Source organism: Bacillus sp. 01N45 (assembly GCF_056399205.1).
Map to the genome: position 1 here is coordinate 1 of NZ_JBFTQW010000001.1, position 19833 is coordinate 19833.

Sequence of the window (19833 nt, forward strand, 5' to 3'; positions counted from 1 at the left end):
GCTACTGGTGCCACGGGACCTCAAGGGGCCCAAGGTAACACGGGTGCTACTGGACCTCAAGGCGTTCAAGGTAACACGGGTGCTACTGGTGCCACGGGACCTCAAGGGGCCCAAGGTAACACGGGTGCTACTGGACCTCAAGGCGTTCAAGGTAACACAGGCGCTACTGGTGCCACGGGACCTCAAGGGGCCCAAGGTAACACGGGTGCTACTGGACCTCAAGGCGTTCAAGGTAACACGGGTGCTACCGGACCTCAAGGCGTTCAAGGTAACACGGGCGCTACTGGACCTCAAGGCGTTCAAGGACCAACAGGTGCTACTGGCGCCACTGGTATAGGAGCTACTGGACCTACTGGACCTTCTGGTGGACCTACTGGACCAACCGGGCCTACTGGACCTAGCTTCCCTGTAGCAACAATTGTTGTTACAAACAACATTCAACAAACAGTACTCCAATTTAACAACTTCATTTTTAATACTGCAATCAACGTAAACAACATTATCTTCAATGGCACAGATACAGTTACTGTTATCAACGCTGGTATTTATGTCATTAGCGTATCCATCTCTACAACTGCACCAGGATGCGCCCCACTTGGAGTAGGAATTTCAATAAATGGAGCAGTCGCAACTGACAACTTCTCTTCAAATCTAATAGGCGACTCACTTTCATTCACTACGATCGAAACATTAGCTGCCGGCGCAAACATTTCCGTCAAACCTACCCTTAGCGAAATTACAATTCCTGAAACAGGAAACACTAACATTCGCCTTACTGTATTTAGAATCGCTTAAATTTCACTATGTATCGTTTATGGCAAATAAAAAAAGAGCGAGAAATTCGCTCTTTTTTTGTTATGTACAATAATTCATTACTACTCTAATTCAATTGAAACATTTTTTTGTGGTACAAATGTAGAAATTGCATGTTTATAAATAAGCTGTTGCTTACCTTCTGTTTCCAGTAGGACTGTAAAATTATCAAATCCTTTAATTAATCCACGAAGCTGGAAACCATTTAATAAGTACAGCGTAACAAACGTATTTTCTTTACGGAGTTGATTTAAAAACTGATCTTGAATATTGATTGATTGCTTCATGTCGAATCCTCCTCTTTTTCTCTACTTACTATTATTCGACTTTAGTTGTAACTTTCCTTCTATGTATCGTAAAATTTCTGACGTTTTTTCACCGCCTGTAACATCAAACCACGTGACATCCATCTTATTACGGAACCACGTTAATTGACGCTTTGCATAACGACGTGAATTCGTCTTTAATTGTGATACCGCTTCTTCTAAAGAGACACGATCCTCAAAATAATCATATATCTCTTTATACCCAATCGCTTGAATAGATTGACAATCTCGTATCCCTCTATTATACAATCCTTCTACTTCTTCTAATAACCCTTGGTCCATCATTATATCAACTCGTAAGTTAATGCGATCGTATAGCATTTCTCGATCCATTGTCAAGCCAATCAAGGAAACATCGTATAATAACTCGTTTTCTTGTTTTTCAAGTTGATCACTCATTTTTTCACCCGTCGTGTGGAAAATTTCTAACGCTCTAATGACACGACGTACATTATTTGCATGAATACGCTCAGCACTTTCTGGGTCTACTTCTTGTAATTTCTTATGTACATATTCCACACCACGTTCTAATGCTAACTTTTCCATTTGTTCTCGGTATATAGTATCGCCAGCATCATCCGTAAACTGATAATCGAATAAAACAGATTGTATATACAGACCAGTTCCACCAACGATAATTGGCAATTTACCACGCTCTGTAATCTCTCGAATATGCTTACGAACACGTTCTTGAAATTCGGCAACAGAAAATGAGTCTTCCGGATTTTTTATATCGACCATATAATGCGGAATTCCATCCATCTCTTCTTTTGTCACCTTTGCAGTTCCAATATCCATCGTACGATAAATCTGCATGGAATCTCCACTTATAATTTCACCATTCAACGCTTTGGCAAGATCAATACTTAACTTCGTCTTTCCAACAGCAGTTGGTCCAATGATGACAGCAACTTTTTCACGTTGCACTTCTCCCATATCATTCAACTCTCTTTATGTAATGTACTCCATCTATTGATTATATCCAATCTTACCAATTTTAACGGCATGATTGCAAGTTCTTTCATTTCGGTACATGAAATTATAAATAAAAAAGAACATAGTTTGTCCAATTCCGCATATACATGATTAAAAATACCTTCGAGAGGATGAGTTGACTATGAAACAATCCACCATCAATTTTTCATCTTTAACAAAAGATCTTATTTTAGCTACTGCTACAAAAGAACAAAATTGTTCACAAGAAGAATTATATTTCGCCTTAAATTGTTTGCTACGTTCTTTTCATTCTACTCTCCAAGAAACAACATTACATCCAGAAAATAAAAATACAGAGTATATACAAAATCAATTTTGCAGTGCATATAAAATTATTACAGGTAAAACTATTTATCCTTTTCAATGATCCATAAAAGGCGGTTGCTTACACACGTTCAAGCAACCGCCTTTTATATTAATACATATACACTACTCTATAACTTTTACTTTTACAGATTTGCGCCCCCAGCTATCGGCACTACCATCTGAACCGACTAATACATCAATACGATTCCCTTTAATCGCACCGCCAGTATCTCCAGCAATCGCTTCTCCATATCCTTCTACCCATACTTTTGATCCAAGCGGAATTACTTTAGGATCAACAGCAATTACTTTCATATTCGGATTTGCTGTTAAATCATGCCCCATTGCAGTTAATACACGACCACCATACGTACCATTCTCACTTGGATGCGCTGTATACGCTGTCGCTTCTACTGTTATTTCACGTCCACCAGCAGGTGCACTTGTTTCAGTAGATTTCGTAACTTGTTTCGTAGTTGACTGCTGTTTTGCTACAGGTTTACTTGATTCTACATTTTTAACAGACTCTTTGCTCTTAACTACTTTATTATTTTTAACTGGCGTATTTACTCTTACTGGCGCCTCTTCTTGCGTTACAACTTCTTTCTTTTCAATTACAGGTGCCGTCCCTGTTAAAAATGGCATGTGAACATATCCCGTTTTTCCATTATAGTCAAATTGTAACCATTCATTTTGAACTTGATTTGTCGTTTCAATTACATCATCTTTATTCAGTTTACCAAGAATTTCAGAGTCAGTATTCGCTCCAGCACGAACATTTAACACGCCCGGCGTTACATAATATGTACTTTTTGTAAATTCAGCACTTACAAACGCTTCTTTACCATTTAATTTAATTTTTGCCCATCCGTTTTCTGTATTTATAACATCTAATTTATTTCCACTTAACATTTTACCTACAAGCTTTGACTCTACAGTTGGGTTTTCTCTAACATTTAATACGTCTGTTGTTACAATCGTTTCTGCTTTCGCAGAACCTGCAAAAATCCCAAGACCAAAAACTGCCGCCGTTGCTATACCTAATAATTTTTTCATGAATAGCCTCCATTTGCTTTGTTTTCGTATTTTCATTATAGCAACAGATTTTTAGGATTTTTAGAAATCACACAATTACAAACCATTCGTAATACACGATTAATGAGTTGTAACATAAATTTCCATATTAATGAATTCCATTTCTAATAGAATCCCCAATAGTTTTCATATATTTTCCACATACTAGCCCAGAATTTTTTTCCAAAAAAAATTACAGTATTACTTTTTTGTTACAAAAAAACCATATTTCATTACATCTTTTACCAAAATTCATCATTCTCCAATTATTAACTCCTTTTTTGTAATAAAAAAGAGCAGCTAATAAAAGCTACTCCTTTTTCATGTGTTATTTAACTTTCTTTTTCCAAATCCCCATCATAAGAGCTGAAATAACTGTCCCTATGAATATCGAGAAAATATATAGCACCGGTTTATTTACTAATGCGATAACAAACAATCCACCATGCGGTGCTGGTAATGTAATTTGGAATAACATAGATAATGCACCCGCAATACTTGAACCAACAACACAACTTACTATTACTCGAATCGGATCTGCAGCTGCAAATGGAATCGCACCTTCTGTAATAAACGATGCTCCCATAATATAATTTGTTAAACCAGATTTACGCTCTGCTTCAGTAAATTTTGATTTAAAGAAAGTAGTTGCAAATGCAATCGCTAATGGTGGTACCATACCACCGGCCATAACAGCAGAGTGTACGCCAAAGTTCTGCGCTTCTATTGCAGCAATACCAAATGTAAATGCAGCTTTATTAATTGGACCACCCATATCAATTGCCATCATACCACCTAATATAAGACCTAGTAATATAGCATTTGTACCGTTCAAACCATTTAACCATCCTGTTAACATTTCATTCAATGCTACTACAGGCGGAATTACTACTTTTTGCATAACAACTCCTGTAATCAACAATCCAAAGACCGGATATAACAATACAGGTTTAATTCCTTCTAACTGTGCTGGTAATCCTGAAAATAATCTTTTCAATCCTAAAACAACATACCCAGCTAAGAAACCAGCAATTAATCCCCCTAAAAATCCAGCATTCGCATGTGCTGCTAAAAATCCACCGACAACACCAGGCATAAATCCTGGACGATCAGCAATAGAACTCGCAATAAATCCAGCTAAAATTGGTACGAGGAATAAAAACGCACCTGTTTTGCCTCCACCAATAGACATTAACAATTCAGCCAATGGTCCTTCTGCTTTTATACCACCAATCCAAAATGCTAGTGCAATTAAAATTCCTCCACCCACAACGAATGGAAGCATATTACTTACACCGTTCATTAAGTGCTTATAAATTCCTAACCCTTTTTCTTTCTCTGTACTTTCTGTCTTCCCATCTTCCTTTATTCCATTAAAGATTGGCGCGTCTTGTTTTACAGCTCGATTAAGAAGTGTTTCCGTTTTTCTAATCCCATCAGCGACTGGCACTTGAATAACATGCTTCCCAGCAAAACGGTTCATTTCTACTTGTTTATCTGCGGCAACGATAATAGCTGTTGCTCGTTCAATGTCCTCTTTCGTTAAAGCGTTTTTTATACCTGTTGATCCATTCGTTTCAACTTTAATCGCTATTCCTAGCTCTGCTGCTTTTGCTTTCAAGCTATCCGCTGCCATATAGGTGTGAGCGATTCCAGTTGGGCAAGCCGTAACTGCTAGTACGTATGGTTCATTTCCTTCTGGTTTTGCAACTTCAATGTCTTCTTCTTTTTTTTCATTCTCTTTTTCATCAAATAAACGAAGAAGTTCCTCTTCATCCTTCGCTTCTAACAATTGCTTACGAAATCCTTCATCCATTAATAATGTAGATAGGCGCGATAACGTTTCTAAATGAGTATTATTCGCCCCTTCGCTCGCAGCAATCATAAAGAATAAATGTGCAGGCTGCCCATCAAGCGATTCATAGTTGATACCGCTTACACTTCTACCAAAACAAATCGCTGGTTGCTTAACAGCTTTTGTTTTCGCATGAGGTATTGCAATCCCTTCCCCTATACCAGTCGTACTTTGTGACTCTCGCTTTAAAATAGCTTCTTTAAATTCAGCTTTACTATTTAAACGATTTGCTCCGTCTAATTTCTCAACTAATTCATCTATGACAGCTTCTTTATTTGAAGCTGTCAAGTTCATAATAACTGTATCCCTTTTTAATAGTTCTGTAATTTTCATATGTTACTTCCCCCTATCGCTTAGTTACAATTACTTGCGACAATAATTCTTCTACTTTTTCTTTTTCACATAAATCAGCTGAAAATGCTGTTGCACTCCCTGTTGCAACGCCATATTGAAATGCCTTTTCAATATCTTTTGTCTGTTCATATTTACCTACAAATCCTGCAACGAGAGAATCTCCGGCCCCGACCGAATTAATTACAACACCTTTTGGAACAGTTGCTTCATATATACCTTCTGCCGTAAATAATAAAGCCCCATCTCCAGCCATTGATACGATAACGTGCTCTACACCTTGTTCAACTAATTTTCTTCCAAACGGTAAAACATCTTCTACTGTTGAAATCTCTACTCCGAATAACTCACCAAGTTCATGATGATTAGGCTTTAGTAAAAATGGTTTATTTTTAATTACATGCTGCAGCGCACTTCCACTTGCATCAACTACTACGCGAATACCTTTCTCAGCTCCGAGCGCTGCGATTGATTCATAAAAAGTAGTTGAGATAGACGCCGGTACACTTCCAGCTAGTACAACACAATCTCCCTGCCTCATACTTTCAATTTGTTTCATTAATTGTTCAAATTGTTCATTTGTCACATTAGGACCTTGCCCATTTAATTCTGTCTCTTCTTGCCCTTTTATTTTCACATTAATTCGGGAATCACCGTCTACTTGGACGAAGTTTGTTGTTACACCTTCCGCCTGTAATACATCTTTAATAAATCGACCGGTAAATCCACCAGTAAATCCAAGCGCTACATTTTCAACACCTAAACGATGAAGAACACGAGAAACGTTAATGCCTTTCCCTCCAGGAAATTTCATATCTTTCTCTGCTCGATTTACTGCTCCTAAATCGAAGGAATTAACTTGTACTACATAATCAATAGATGGGTTTAAAGTAACTGTATAGATCATTGTTTATCAGCCTCAATTACATTGGTTTGTCTTTTATATTTTTCTAAATCAATTTCTAAATAGTTTGTAATAATATTTGCTTCTTCAACATTGGCAATTTTCGCAAACGCAACTTCTGAAAACTTACTTTCATCAATTAAGAAATATCCTTCGTTTGCTAATGTTAATGCCATTTGTTTTAAAAGTGCCTCTTCTGGATCTGGAGTTGTAAAACCAAGCTGTTCATGCACACCATTCGCTCCTAAGAAACATTTATCAAAACGGTACTTCTGCATGCTTTCCTGTGCCATAGCACCAATTAAAGCTTTCGTCCTACTTTTCATCATTCCGCCTAGTAAATACGCACGAATATTATTTTCAACTAAAGCTTCAATATGCATAAGTCCATTCGTAACGACAGTAACATCTTTATTTATTAAAAATGGAATCATTTCAAATGTTGTACTTCCTGCATCTAAATAAATGCAATCACCTTGTTCAACAATGCTAGCCGCATAGTTAGCAATTTGTTGTTTTATTTGAATGTTTTTGGATGATTTTTCAACCATCGTTGGCTCTTGTCCTTTTCCTGTTAAAACAGCAGCACCACCATGAACTCTTTTTAATAACCTTTGCTTTTCCAATTGCGCTAAATCACGACGAATTGTTGATTCAGAGCTTTCTGTTCTTTCCACTAATTGCTGTAATTTAACAACCTTCTGCTCTTTTACAAGTTGCAATATCATTTGATGACGTTCAGGAGTTAACATTTTATTCACCTCTTCTTTGATTACAGTATAATGAAAACGATCACAAAAATCAACCATAAACATTCACAAATAACCAGAAACAGTCACAAACAGTTATAAACAGTTATAAACAACAAAAAAGAAACCCATTTGATTGTTATATCAAATGGGTTTCTTTTTTCGATTCACTTATAAAGAAGCTTTATATATACTTAAAACATCGTCTTTATTTAATTTTTTAAAGTTACCAAATTCACCATAAGCCATCGCTTTATCAGCCATTAAATCAATTTCATTTTCCCCAATACCGTAATCCGCTAACGTTACTGGTGCCTCAATTGAAGTCCAAAATTGACGTAACGCCTCAATTCCTTCTAACGCAATTTCTCGATCAGTCTTTTCATCTGTTTCTACATCGAATACGCGAATAGCGAACTGTTTAAAACGACTTACATTTTCATCTACAACACGCTTCATCCAGTTCGGGAATAAAATCGCAAGGCCACCCCCGTGTGGTATATCATGAACCGCAGAAACTGCATGTTCAATATTATGAGTCGCCCAATCTCCTTTTACTCCCATCGCTAAAATACCGTTTAACGCCATAGTACCGCAATATAAAATGGTTTCTCTATGCTCATAATTTTCTAAATCACTTAAAAGCTTAGGAGCAGTTTCAATTACTGTTTTTAAAACAGATTCACAATAACGATCTTGTAATTCTGTATTTGTTCCATGATGGAAATATTGCTCTAATACATGTGACATAATATCTACCATACCGTAAATTGTTTGATCCCTCGGCACAGACGCAGTATGAACTGGATCTAAAATCGAAAACTGCGGGAAAGTAACTGGGCTACCCCAGCCATATTTTTCATTCGTTTCCCAGTTTGTAATTACAGAACCAGCATTCATTTCAGATCCTGTTGCCGCAAGCGTAAGTACCGTACCAAATGGTAACGCCTCACTAGCAAATGCTTTTTTCGTTACAATATCCCATACATCTCCATCATATTTGCTACCAGCAGCAATTGCTTTCGTACAGTCGATTACACTTCCTCCGCCAACCGCTAATATGAATTCGACACCATTATCTTTACAAATTTGAATCCCTTTCTTTACAGCTGATACACGAGGATTCGGTTCAACACCTGTCAATTCAAATATTTCCGCATTTATATCTTTTAAAATAGAAATTACATTATCATAAATACCGTTTCTTTTAATGCTGCCTCCCCCGTATACGAGAAGAACTTTTTTACCGAACTGTGGAATTTCAGTTTTTAACTGTTCCAATTGACCTTTACCGAAAATAAGTTTCGTTGGATTACGAAATACAAAATTTTGCATATCCCTTTACCATCCCTTCTATATGAAAAGCAACTATACTTTTGTATACCATATTTTTTTCATTTCACAAAAATATTTGCCTAACAAAAAAAATCCCAGCCTAAAGGCTGAGATTTTTTATTGATAATAAGGTGAGATCATTAAGTAAACAATAACACCAGATAAACTTACATATAACCAAATTGGCATCGTCCAACGTACAATTTTACGATGACGTGTTAATTGATTTGTAAAACCAAATACAAGTGCAAACAATGCAAGTGGTACAATAATTGCTGCCAGGATAATATGTGTAATTAAAATGATGAAATACACATATTTAATGAATCCTTCTCCACCAAAATGTGTTGCTGGCGCCAAGTAATGATACGATAAATAAGAAACACAAAATAGCAACGTCGTTGTAAATGCTGCTAAGATGAAACCACGGTGCATTTTCACATTCTTCTTAATAATAGAGTATAAAGCTGCTAATAAGAATACGAACGTAAAGCTATTAAAAATTGCATTTAACATTGGTAAAATTGTTACATCAAAATGTACTTCTCCTTCATAGCCAACAGGTCCAAAGAACAAAAATAAAATAATCGCATTTACAATTACAGAAAGCGTTATCACAATAGGAGCATAGCTTTTCTGATTAGTTGATTGATCCACCAAAATGGTCACTCCTCTTCCTTCAAATATGTATACGTAACCTCACTATTTTAACATATTATTCACAGTGTAAATGTGACAATAGTTTGACACAGTAAGACAGCGCAAAGAAAAAAATCCTTCTTAATAAAACTTCTTAAGAAGGATTTTATCGCTTTATTATTTAAATAGCAATGTAATTAGTTTTTGTTAAAAAACGTATTGCTATATGCTTGATAAATTTCAGACACTTGATATCCCATTAAAGAAATTGCTGTTAATGAAAAGAAACCAATCATAAGAAATCGAAACCACATATAAATCTCCTCCTTGTATTTAGCTTAAAAAGCAGTCGCTATATTACAAGTTGAATGGCACTCTTCATCGTCACTTTCCTTTTTCTTTACAATTGCTGTTATAAATCGAATCATAAAGAAAATCACAAAAGGAAACTGTTCGTAATTTACCTTGGCATAGTTTGGCAACGGCTCGCGCTGCACATCGAACGGAGATGAGAAGGAATAGAACATACCTTGCTCTTCCATATATACAATTACAATTTTCATACAAAACATTATTCCTAGAAATGAAACAATATCTTGCCATTCTGTCGTATATAACAAGTTATACAGCTCTAGTACGTACTCTTCCATCGTCATCCCCCCTTCCTTTTTTACCATTTTGCTCGCCTTCATATAAAAAGTCAAGAAAAAAGTTTATATCCACTATGACAATAGTAATTACTTGTTTCTATGATTATATATGATTCTTTTATAGCAATGATTGGGTGTAACTCTCTTCTAAAACAAGAAATTAGAATCGAACAGATTCCTCATTCTTGCTTTTAGGATTCAACAATGTACTATTTTTATTTCTATTAAAAATAAAATAAGAAATTATTATAAGAACAGTAACAAGCATTGTTAAAAGCGCTTGTGAACGTAAAGATTCAATTGCGAGCATGGCAACTAAAACTGCTATAATCGCAGTAATTGTAACATATGTTACATATGGAAAAAGCCACATTTTGACTTTCAAATTTTGTTGTTCCGCTTTCCCCATTTTTTTACGTATCTTGAAATGTGAAACTGCTATAACGAGATAAACGAGTAACGCAATCCCGCCAGATGCATTCACTAAAAATAAAAATACTTTATCTGGAGATATGTAACTAAAAACAACTCCAATGTAAGCAAAGAAAGTTCCAAATAAAACCGCCCGAACTGGAACACCACTACTATTCAATTTCAAAAATGCCTTTGGCGCGTCTCCTCTTTCTGCCATTGAAAAAAGCATTCTTGAGTTCGTATATAAACCCGAATTTAAACAAGAAAGTACAGCTGTTAAAACGATAAAGTTCATAATTTGTGCTGCCGCTGGTATCCCTATATGTTCCAGCACCGCCACAAACGGGCTTTTTAGTATGTTCGCTGAATTCCACGGAAGGAGTGTAACAACTACAGCAATCGATCCAATGAAAAATACGAGAATACGCCAAATTACACTATTTGTTGCTGTTTTACTGCTTTTACAGGTTCGGCAGACTCTCCAGCGGCTACTGCGACAATCTCTGATCCCATAAATGAAAATATAACGACGGTAATTCCAAGTAGCACCGAACTTATACCATTTGGCATAAATCCTCCTTGCCCTACTAAATTCGAAGTGCCAGGTGCTTCCGTTCCTGGTACAAATCCTAAAATAACAGCGAGTCCAAGACAAAGGAACAAAACGATACTTATTACTTTAATAAATGAAAACCAATATTCAAACTCTCCAAATGATTTCACCGAAAAAACATTCGTCAATGTTAATAAAATCGTTAATATTAAGCTTAATAACCAGAGCGGGATTTCTGGAATCCAATATTGAATAATACCAGCACCTGCTGTAGCTTCTATCGCAATAACAATTACCCAGAAAAACCAATATAGCCACCCAATTGTATAACCCGCCCATGGACCAATTGCTTCTCTTGCATATGTTGCAAATGAACCACTTGTCGGGTTAATAGCTGCCATTTCCCCTAGCATTCTCATAACGAAAATGACTAGAAGTCCTGCTAATGCATATGAAACGATAGAACCTGGCCCTGCTGAATGCACAACCGCACCGCTTCCAACAAACAAACCAGCTCCTATTACGCCACCAATGGAAATCATTGTAATGTGGCGTATTTTGAGGTCTTTCTTAAGATTTTTATCCAACTCTTGTACATCCCCTTCCAAACTTAATTTTGAAATTTCCCCCGCATTAACGGGCAGTAAGACCCCCACCTCAAAATTCAGCGGAAGCAAAGAAGTTAGGTGGGAATCTACTGCCCGTAAAAGCCCGATTGGTGAGGGCTGATAATCAGCGGGGGATGAACAAAGCCCCACTGATTAAAGTTTCACTTTATGTAAGAGTATTATGCGAAAAATCTTGTCCTATACTTTAAAATATATCAAAATATTCTGAATTTAACAATCGTAATTCGACCTCCTCCAAAAATTATTACATTAGGTTTAATAATTTTCCATACACAATTGTTGAGAAAATTATAGTCACCTTACAAAAGTTCAAATTTTCAGATATCATGAAATAAACAAGATTATACATCTAGACAACTTTTTGTATAGGAGTGTTGATATGTTAAACAAGTTCAAATTTATTTGTTGTACTTTAGTAATTTTCTTACTGCTACCGCTAGCTCCCTTCCAAGCACAAGCTGCAAACAATTTAGGATCAAAATTACTCGTTGGATACTGGCATAACTTCGATAACGGTACTGGTATTATTAAATTAAGGGACGTTTCACCAAAATGGGATGTAATCAATGTATCTTTCGGTGAAACTGGTGGTGATCGTTCCACTGTTGAATTTTCTCCTGTGTATGGTACAGATGCAGAGTTTAAATCAGATATTTCTTATTTAAAAAGTAAAGGTAAGAAAATAGTTCTTTCAATAGGTGGACAAAATGGGGTCGTTTTACTTCCTGACAATGCGGCTAAGCAACGTTTTATTAATTCCCTACAATCTCTGATCGATAAATACGGTTTTGATGGAATAGATATTGACCTTGAATCAGGTATTTACTTAAACGGAAATGACACTAATTTTAAAAACCCAACTACTCCTCAAATCGTAAATCTTATCTCAGCTATTCGAACAATCTCAGATCATTACGGTCCAGATTTTCTATTAAGCATGGCTCCTGAAACAGCTTATGTTCAAGGTGGTTATAGCGCATACGGAAGCATCTGGGGTGCTTATTTACCGATTATTTACGGAGTAAAAGACAAACTAACATACATTCACGTTCAACACTACAACGCTGGTAGCGGGATTGGAATGGACGGTAATAACTACAATCAAGGCACTGCAGACTACGAAGTCGCTATGGCAGATATGCTCTTACATGGTTTTCCTGTAGGTGGTAATGCAACTAACATTTTCCCAGCTCTTCGTTCGGATCAAGTCATGATTGGACTTCCTGCAGCACCAGCGGCCGCTCCAAGTGGCGGATATATTTCTCCAACTGAAATGAAAAAAGCTTTAGATTATATCATTAAAGGAATTCCTTTCGGAGGAAAGTATAAACTTTCAAATCAGAGTGGCTACCCTGCATTCCGCGGCCTAATGTCTTGGTCTATTAATTGGGATGCAAAAAACAACTTTGAATTCTCTAATAACTATAGAACATATTTTGATGCTATTCCCTTGGAAAAATAATAAAAAACAACAATAGGTTACATAACCTATTGTTGTTTTTTATTTATGTAAATTACTTTTTCACTTCTACATGATGAAAAGATTCTTTTCCATCTCTACATAACTATTTACAATACTTAAAAGTAATTTGCCACGAAACCATTTCGTTATATAAACTTTCCAATTCTTTATGCCATGTTTCTACCATAGAAATTCCCCTTTCCTTTTTAACACTTTAAATAAAAATCACATAACATTCTGTATTTACCCAATAAAAAAAGAGAACTTTCTCTGAAAGTCCTGTTACTACTCTAAAATAGTCTAGTTGCTATTTTGCTTTAACACAAATACTGAAAGTTCAGGTACACTCCAAAATCTAACAGGCATTCGGGTTGTCCCAATACCACGATTTACGTATAAATGTAACGGCTTATTCTTCCCTTCTAATTCATACATACCTTCAACATGACTCTCAGCTAATTTTGTAGTAATTAATGGACCTATAAAAGGAATTTGAACTTGTCCTCCGTGACTATGTCCTGACATTTGAAAATCAACTGGGTAACGAGCTACTTTGTCTACAACATCCGGCTCATGTACTAAGAGCATATTAAAATCTTGTTGCCTTACTTGTTTTAAAGTCGCGTCTATTTGCGGCTTCCCTAATAAAAAATCATCCAAACCTGATATTGTAATATATTTGCCATTTTCCGCATTAATTTTATGCACTTCATTTACTAACACAGAGAAACCAGCTTCCTCCATATACTTTTTATAAAATAAACTACCTCCCCCGCCCCTATCATGATTCCCAAACACTGCATATTTCCCTAAGGGCGCATGTATTTTCTGCAAAATGCTTTGCGCTTCTTCTCTTTCTGCCTTATACGATCCAAACTTATCTATTAAATCCCCTGTAAAAACTACTATATCTGGATGTAACGTATTCATCTTCTCTACCAAATTTTCTAGTTGTTTCAATGTAAATTCTGGCCCTAAATGCACATCTGAGAATTGTAATATCTTTTTGTTATTAAACTCTTTAGGAATTGTAGAAGCTTCTATTTCATTCCACGTAACTGTTACTAGTTTTCGTTCTATTTCTGTCGCATAGAAATACAAACTTATTGAAATCATTACTATACTTATGAAACTGATTATACATATCTTGACGATTGATTTTTTTTGTTCTTTTTTTACATGATTCGTATTCATGTTCTCACCTCTAGAAGTACTTTAAAGCCTTATTGTTACATTAATGTGACAACATGAACAATGTTAGCTATATCCAATTCTATCCTCATTCACTTTGACAAATTTATACAGAAGTCATAACATATTTTTATAATACATAGATTCTTAAAAATGTTCCTTCTATTCATTCTATCATTTTATTAAGGAGAGATTATTCATGTCTGTATTTACACCAGAAGAAATTACGGAACTTGCTGCGAATTCCGGAAGAAAAAAAGCTCATTTATCATTACTCCCTATGCTAATTCTCGGTTTTTTTGGTGGTGCTTTCATAGCATTAGGGTATTTACTCGATATTCATGTTATTGGAACAATGCCAAAGTCTTGGGGATCATTTACTAGTTTTCTAGGTGCCGCTGTATTCCCTATCGGTCTTATACTCGTTATTCTTGCAGGCGGTGAGTTAGTAACTGGCAATATGATGACCGTTTCAATGGCGTGGCTTCACAAAAAAATCGAATTATTTCACTTCATTCGAAATTTAGTTATTGTTACGTTTAGCAACTTCATAGGTGCTGTATTCGTTGCTTATTTTTTCGGTCATATCGTCGGATTAACAGAGGGAGCTTTTTTAGCGAAAACAGTTTCTATTGCGCAAGCTAAACTACAAGATACACCACTACAAGCCTTCATTTCTGCAATCGGATGTAATTGGCTCGTTTGTTTAGCTGTTTGGCTCAGTATGGGAAGTAAAGAATTTATCGGGAAGATTATCGGTATTTGGTTCCCAGTTATGACTTTTGTTGCGATTGGATTTCAACACGTTGTAGCCAATATGTTTGTCATCCCAGCTGCAATTTTTGCCGGTCATTTAACTTGGATTGAATATTTTCCAAACTTCATTTTTGTTTTCTTCGGAAACTTAGTAGGAGGTATGTTATTTGTAGCATTACCTTATTTCATATCCTATAATAAGGAACTCCCTTCCAATAAAGAGCAAACTGCATTAAAGAAAAAATCTGTATCCGCTTAAATTGAAAGTCTATACAGTGGCTCTAAAAAATATTACAAATTTCATTTTTTTTACGAATATATGTGCGTACACTTGTTCTCGAATGTTTTATACGTTATAATAACAACTTAAATAGCATTATTTACATATGAGGTGAAAAACATGAACAAAACAGAATTAATTAAAAACGTAGCACAAAATGCTGAGATTTCTCAAAAAGAAGCTACTGTAGTTGTACAAACTGTAGTAGAATCAATCACTAACACTTTAGCTGCTGGTGAAAAAGTACAACTTATCGGATTCGGTACATTCGAAGTACGCGAAAGAGCTGCTCGTACAGGCCGTAACCCACAAACTGGTGAAGAAATGCAAATCGCAGCTTCTAAAGTACCTGCTTTCAAAGCTGGTAAAGAACTTAAAGAAGCTGTAAAATAATGAAAAAATAGCCTTCTCGTTTACGAGAGGGCTATTTTTTTCATTACATAATTAATAAAAATCTGGCCATTATGCTGTTTCTTTTGTTCCTTTATGCAAATAAAGCCTTTACTTTCAAAGAAAGGTTTTGCTGTAATACTTGCTTCTGTATAAATCTCCCTATGCCCCAAGTTCACTGCTTCTTTTTCTAGCTTCTTTAGTATGTATGAGGCTATCCTTTTCCCTTGATAATCTTTATGCGTAAATAAGCGATCTACGTAATGATCATCATTATAATCCCCAAATCCCACTATCCTACCGTTATGATCCGCTACATAACTAATATTCTTCTCTAAAGACTGTAACCAACTTTCCCTATCTAGTTGATCTGGTGCCCATGCCTGTAGCTGTAACACGTTATAATCTTTTGCATTAATTGTATGAACTGTTTCATAGAACAACTGTAATACTTGTTCTAAATCCTCCTTATGGAATATTCTAATGATCGTATCTTTTAACATATATGAACCTCCTTACTAAACTATCATTTAACTTGTCTACCATCTAGTATTCAATATTTCTGCTTTATTATATCTTTTTTCTTTCTATATAAACAAAAAACAATACTTATTTCAAAGTATTGTTTTTCGTTTAAAAGCATATGCAATTACTCTCTAGATTTTTATTTTTTTAATTTCACTCTTTGTAATCGTAATGCATTTAATACAACGGATACAGAACTAAATGCCATAGCCGCTCCTGCAACCCAAGGTGCTAAGAAACCGAACGCCGCAATCGGGATTCCTAATCCGTTATAAGCTAGTGCCCAGAATAAATTTTGCTTAATATTTCTTATCGTCATCTTACTCATAAAGATTGCATCAGCAATACTATTTAAATCCCCACGGATTAACGTAATATCTGCCGCTTCCATCGCTACATCCGTTCCTGTTCCAATTGCCATACCGATATCCGCCGTAGCAAGAGCAGGAGCATCATTTATTCCATCTCCAACCATTGCTACTTTCTTACCTTGTGCTTGGAGTTTTTTCACTTCTTCTGCTTTTCCTTCTGGTAATACTTCTGCAATTACGTGATCAATACCAACTTGCTTAGCGATTGCCTGAGCAGTTTGTGTGTTATCTCCTGTAATCATAACAACGTCTAGACCCATTTTCTTAAGTCTTGCGATAGCTGCTTTTGAAGTATCTTTTACAGTATCTGCAACGGCCACTATACCAGCATATTCTTTATTGATCGCAATAAGCATTGCTGTTTTTCCTTCTCGTTCTAGCTCTTCCATCGATTTAGAATCTTCTTCAATATCAATATCGAATTTCTTCATTAATCGACGTGTACCAATTAATAATTGTTTCCCTTCTACAACTGATTCGATACCGAATCCTGGAATCGCTTCAAACGTTTCTGAACTTGGGATATCAATTTTCTTTTCTTTAATTCCTTCTACAATCGCTTCTGCAAGTGGATGTTCAGAATTTTTTTCTGCCGCAGCGACTAAACGTAGTATTTCTTCTTCATGGAATCCATCTGCTACAATTACATCTGTTAAAACAGGCTTTCCGTTTGTCACAGTACCTGTTTTATCTAGAATAACTGTATCTAATCGGTGCGTTGCTTCTAAATGCTCTCCACCTTTAAATAAAATACCATACTCAGCTGATCTTCCTGATCCAGCCATAATAGATGTAGGTGTCGCAAGACCTAATGCACATGGACAAGCTATAACAAGTACGGCTATCATTTTCTCAAGTGCTCCGCCAAAATCACCAGGTGTAACAAATAGCATCCACACTGCAAATGTGATAATAGCAATCACAACTACAACGGGTACGAAAATACCTGAAATTTGATCAGCTACTCTTTGAATAGGAGCTTTTGACCCTTGCGCCTCTTCTACTACTTTAATAATTTGAGCTAATGCAGTATCTCTTCCTACCTTAGTTGCTTTCACTTTTAAAAATCCATTTTTATTCATTGTAGAACCGATTACTACATCCCCAATTGTTTTATCAACTGGAATACTCTCACCTGTTAACATCGATTCATCTATTGCTGACTTTCCTTCTACAATTTCTCCATCTACCGGGATTTTTTCACCAGGTTTTACATAAACGATATCACCAGCTACTACTTCTTCGATTAAAATTTTCATTTCTGTTCCGTCTCGTAGAACAGTAGCGGTTTTCGCCTGTAATCCCATTAATTTTTTAATTGCTTCTGACGAGCGTCCCTTTGCCTTTGCTTCAAATAATTTACCTAAAATAATTAATGTAATAAGTACTGCACTCGTTTCAAAATACAAGTCTGTCATATGTTCCGAAGAACCAATCGACCTAATACTTAAATACACACTGTAAAAATACGCTGCCGACGTTCCAAGTGCCACGAGAACATCCATATTGGCACTTTTATTTCGTAACGCTTTATAAGCTCCAACATAAAACTGCCCACCAATGATAAACTGAACTGGAGTTGCAAGAGCTAGCTGCACCCAAGGGTTCATAAGCATATCAGGTAAATAAATAAACGATGTAAATGAGAAATGACTTACCATTGCCCACAGTAACGGGAATGATAAAATAAATGAAATGATAAATTTCTTCTTTTGTCGCTCAATTTCTTGTAAGCGATGATCAGTTGATCCATCTTGCTCATCTGATTTCACTTCCAATTTATATCCTAATTTCGTAATTGCACTCTTCATTTCATTTACATTAATTTCATCAGGGTTAAAATCTACTGTAGCTGATTCCAAAGCGAAATTTACTGTCGCTCCGTTCACACCTTCTAACTTATTTAAACGCTTTTCTACTCTATTCGCACATGCTGCGCATGTCATCCCTGAAACAGTAAACTCAGCTTTATCACTTACAATTCCATATCCTAACGATTCAACTTTTTCCTTAAACTGTTGCGGATTTGTTTTTTGGGGATCATACATTATTTTTGTTTTTTCAAGTGCAAAATTTACATTTGCATCATGAACACCTTCTACTTTTTTCAGACCTTTTTCAATTCTATTCGCACATGCCGCACATGTCATTCCTGATATTTGAAGATTAGCCTCTTTCTGTTCATTCATGTCTCTCACCTCTATATACCCTCATAAGGTATAATTATTAACAAAATAAATCGTACTTCCTATAAAGTACGATTTATTTCCATATCTAAAAATAATTATTGAACATCGTATCCTTGATCTTCAATTACAGCAACGATATCTTTTAGTGTTACAGCAGACGAGTCGATAGTAACTTCAACAGTTCCTTCTGCTAATTGAACCTTCACTTGTTCAACACCGTTTAGTTCTTTCACACTGCTTTCAATAGAATTTACACAATGTCCACAAGACATACCTTCAACTTTTAATGTTAACTGTTCCATTTAAAATCCTCCTCTTGTTTCTTCATTGTTTGTTAATCACAATTACATCTTACCATACCCCCCTAAGGTAATCAATGGTTTTGTATCATGATTTTTCAATTATTTTCTAAAAGTTTATTTTACATACACTTTTTCACATCAATACCCCGAAATCTTATATGAAGGTAAACAAAAAACAAGCCAGTTACATACTAGCTTGTTTTTACGCTTTTGAAAAACGTTCAAATACAGTCATTAATTCTTCAATTGCTTCGTCACCATTGCCATCTTTAATAGCACCTGAAACACAATGACTTGTATGGTTTTTTAATACACCCATTCCTACTTTTTTCATCGCTGCATTAATCGCTGAAATTTGCACTAAAATATCCACGCAATAACGATCATTTTCAATCATATTTTGAATACCGCGGACCTGTCCTTCAATTCTCTTTAATCTATTTATAATCTGCTCTTTTTCTTTTTCTGATCTATGTGTTACCGCTTCATGCTCTTTATGATCCATAATTATCACCTTCTTAAAGTTTCTCTTCATCCAATAAAACAATTGCTTTTACGAGTATACCAATTATAGCATTAATTATCTACGTATGATACCCCATATGAGTATATTTCCGCTCTATGCTTATTCTTAACAACTTATTAGCTTCTCAGACTCAATTATTATGATACCCTTGCCTTTTTTTCAAAAAACAATAATAAGCAGGGATTATCCATCCCCGCTTATTATTCATCCACAAATATAAAAGTCTCAATTTTCACACGTGTAAATT

19 protein-coding genes and 2 pseudogenes are annotated in these 19833 nt (G+C 35.6%); 5 read left to right on the top strand and 16 right to left on the bottom strand.

All coding sequences use genetic code 11. The annotated features are described in order from the left end of the window. Positions 1 to 795, top strand: a 795-nt coding sequence (locus AC1DMU_RS00005) for a Gly-Xaa-Xaa repeat protein (protein WP_476941448.1), incomplete at its 5' end; no start/stop codon positions are given. 80 nt (positions 796 to 875) lie between these two features. Here the strand turns inward: AC1DMU_RS00005 and hfq are convergent. Both hfq and miaA read right to left on the bottom strand, forming a co-directional pair. Beyond that, on the bottom strand, positions 876 to 1100 hold the full coding sequence (hfq, locus tag AC1DMU_RS00010) for an RNA chaperone Hfq (RefSeq protein ID WP_000813896.1): 225 nt from the start codon (positions 1098 to 1100) through the stop codon (positions 876 to 878). A 21-nt stretch (positions 1101 to 1121) separates the two neighbouring features. Continuing rightward, positions 1122 to 2075: a tRNA (adenosine(37)-N6)-dimethylallyltransferase MiaA gene (gene miaA / locus AC1DMU_RS00015; protein ID WP_088064239.1), complete on the bottom strand. Its 954-nt coding sequence runs from the start codon at positions 2073 to 2075 to the stop codon at positions 1122 to 1124. A 181-nt stretch (positions 2076 to 2256) separates the two neighbouring features. Here miaA and AC1DMU_RS00020 point away from each other — a divergent pair, with 181 nt between their 5' ends. Next, positions 2257 to 2502: a hypothetical protein gene (locus tag AC1DMU_RS00020; RefSeq protein ID WP_000814419.1), complete on the top strand. Its 246-nt coding sequence runs from the start codon at positions 2257 to 2259 to the stop codon at positions 2500 to 2502. Between the two features lie 62 nt (positions 2503 to 2564). Here AC1DMU_RS00020 and entD read toward each other — a convergent pair whose 3' ends face one another. The 8 genes and pseudogenes from entD to gabP all read right to left on the bottom strand — a co-directional run bounded on the left by entD (position 2565) and on the right by gabP (position 11552). Further along, positions 2565 to 3497, bottom strand: a complete 933-nt coding sequence (gene entD / locus AC1DMU_RS00025; RefSeq protein ID WP_088064240.1) for a cell wall-binding protein EntD — start codon at positions 3495 to 3497, stop codon at positions 2565 to 2567. 346 nt (positions 3498 to 3843) lie between these two features. Beyond that, a complete protein-coding gene (locus AC1DMU_RS00030; protein WP_088064241.1) occupies positions 3844 to 5703 on the bottom strand; it encodes a PTS fructose transporter subunit IIABC in 1860 nt (619 codons plus the stop codon). 13 nt (positions 5704 to 5716) lie between these two features. Then, positions 5717 to 6628: a 1-phosphofructokinase gene (gene pfkB / locus AC1DMU_RS00035; RefSeq protein WP_060487493.1), complete on the bottom strand. Its 912-nt coding sequence runs from the start codon at positions 6626 to 6628 to the stop codon at positions 5717 to 5719. Next, a complete protein-coding gene (locus AC1DMU_RS00040; RefSeq protein WP_088064242.1) occupies positions 6625 to 7377 on the bottom strand; it encodes a DeoR/GlpR family DNA-binding transcription regulator in 753 nt (250 codons plus the stop codon). Before AC1DMU_RS00040 ends, pfkB begins: the two co-directional genes overlap by 4 nt. Before the next feature lie 168 nt (positions 7378 to 7545). After that, positions 7546 to 8709, bottom strand: coding sequence for an iron-containing alcohol dehydrogenase (locus AC1DMU_RS00045; protein WP_088064243.1), 1164 nt, complete (start codon positions 8707 to 8709; stop codon positions 7546 to 7548). Between the two features lie 117 nt (positions 8710 to 8826). Next, positions 8827 to 9369, bottom strand: a complete 543-nt coding sequence (locus AC1DMU_RS00050) for a DUF420 domain-containing protein (protein ID WP_000228316.1) — start codon at positions 9367 to 9369, stop codon at positions 8827 to 8829. Between the two features lie 317 nt (positions 9370 to 9686). Beyond that, on the bottom strand, positions 9687 to 10025 hold the full coding sequence (locus AC1DMU_RS00055) for a hypothetical protein (protein ID WP_113732328.1): 339 nt from the start codon (positions 10023 to 10025) through the stop codon (positions 9687 to 9689). A gap of 133 nt (positions 10026 to 10158) precedes the next feature. Further along, positions 10159 to 11552: pseudogene (gene gabP, locus AC1DMU_RS00060) on the bottom strand (GABA permease). A gap of 421 nt (positions 11553 to 11973) precedes the next feature. On the opposite strand from gabP, the gene AC1DMU_RS00065 reads away from it, so the two are divergent. Then, the gene (locus AC1DMU_RS00065) at positions 11974 to 13056 is read left to right on the top strand and encodes a chitinase (protein ID WP_088064244.1); all 1083 of its coding nucleotides are present in this window, start codon (positions 11974 to 11976) and stop codon (positions 13054 to 13056) included. Positions 13057 to 13108: 52 nt separating this feature from the next. Here AC1DMU_RS00065 and AC1DMU_RS00070 read toward each other — a convergent pair. Both AC1DMU_RS00070 and AC1DMU_RS00075 read right to left on the bottom strand, forming a co-directional pair. Further along, positions 13109 to 13188 (bottom strand): annotated as a pseudogene (locus tag AC1DMU_RS00070) (N-acyl-L-amino acid amidohydrolase); the annotation flags it as partial. 168 nt (positions 13189 to 13356) lie between these two features. Beyond that, positions 13357 to 14250, bottom strand: coding sequence for a metallophosphoesterase (locus AC1DMU_RS00075; protein ID WP_088064245.1), 894 nt, complete (start codon positions 14248 to 14250; stop codon positions 13357 to 13359). Between the two features lie 196 nt (positions 14251 to 14446). On the opposite strand from AC1DMU_RS00075, the gene AC1DMU_RS00080 reads away from it, so the two are divergent. Continuing rightward, positions 14447 to 15262: a formate/nitrite transporter family protein gene (locus tag AC1DMU_RS00080; RefSeq protein ID WP_087984993.1), complete on the top strand. Its 816-nt coding sequence runs from the start codon at positions 14447 to 14449 to the stop codon at positions 15260 to 15262. A 141-nt stretch (positions 15263 to 15403) separates the two neighbouring features. Then, a complete protein-coding gene (locus tag AC1DMU_RS00085) occupies positions 15404 to 15676 on the top strand; it encodes an HU family DNA-binding protein (RefSeq protein WP_001043904.1) in 273 nt (90 codons plus the stop codon). Positions 15677 to 15696: 20 nt separating this feature from the next. Here AC1DMU_RS00085 and AC1DMU_RS00090 read toward each other — a convergent pair whose 3' ends face one another. The 4 genes from AC1DMU_RS00090 to AC1DMU_RS00105 form a co-directional block, all read right to left on the bottom strand. Then, a complete protein-coding gene (locus AC1DMU_RS00090; RefSeq protein WP_088064246.1) occupies positions 15697 to 16176 on the bottom strand; it encodes a GNAT family N-acetyltransferase in 480 nt (159 codons plus the stop codon). A gap of 161 nt (positions 16177 to 16337) precedes the next feature. Beyond that, entirely contained in the window at positions 16338 to 18758 is a 2421-nt protein-coding gene (locus AC1DMU_RS00095; protein WP_088064247.1) for a heavy metal translocating P-type ATPase, read from the bottom strand. Positions 18759 to 18853: 95 nt separating this feature from the next. After that, a complete protein-coding gene (gene copZ, locus AC1DMU_RS00100) occupies positions 18854 to 19060 on the bottom strand; it encodes a copper chaperone CopZ (RefSeq protein ID WP_002014669.1) in 207 nt (68 codons plus the stop codon). A gap of 202 nt (positions 19061 to 19262) precedes the next feature. Continuing rightward, a complete protein-coding gene (locus tag AC1DMU_RS00105; protein WP_000349636.1) occupies positions 19263 to 19565 on the bottom strand; it encodes a metal-sensing transcriptional repressor in 303 nt (100 codons plus the stop codon). Positions 19566 to 19833 lie beyond the last annotated feature (268 nt).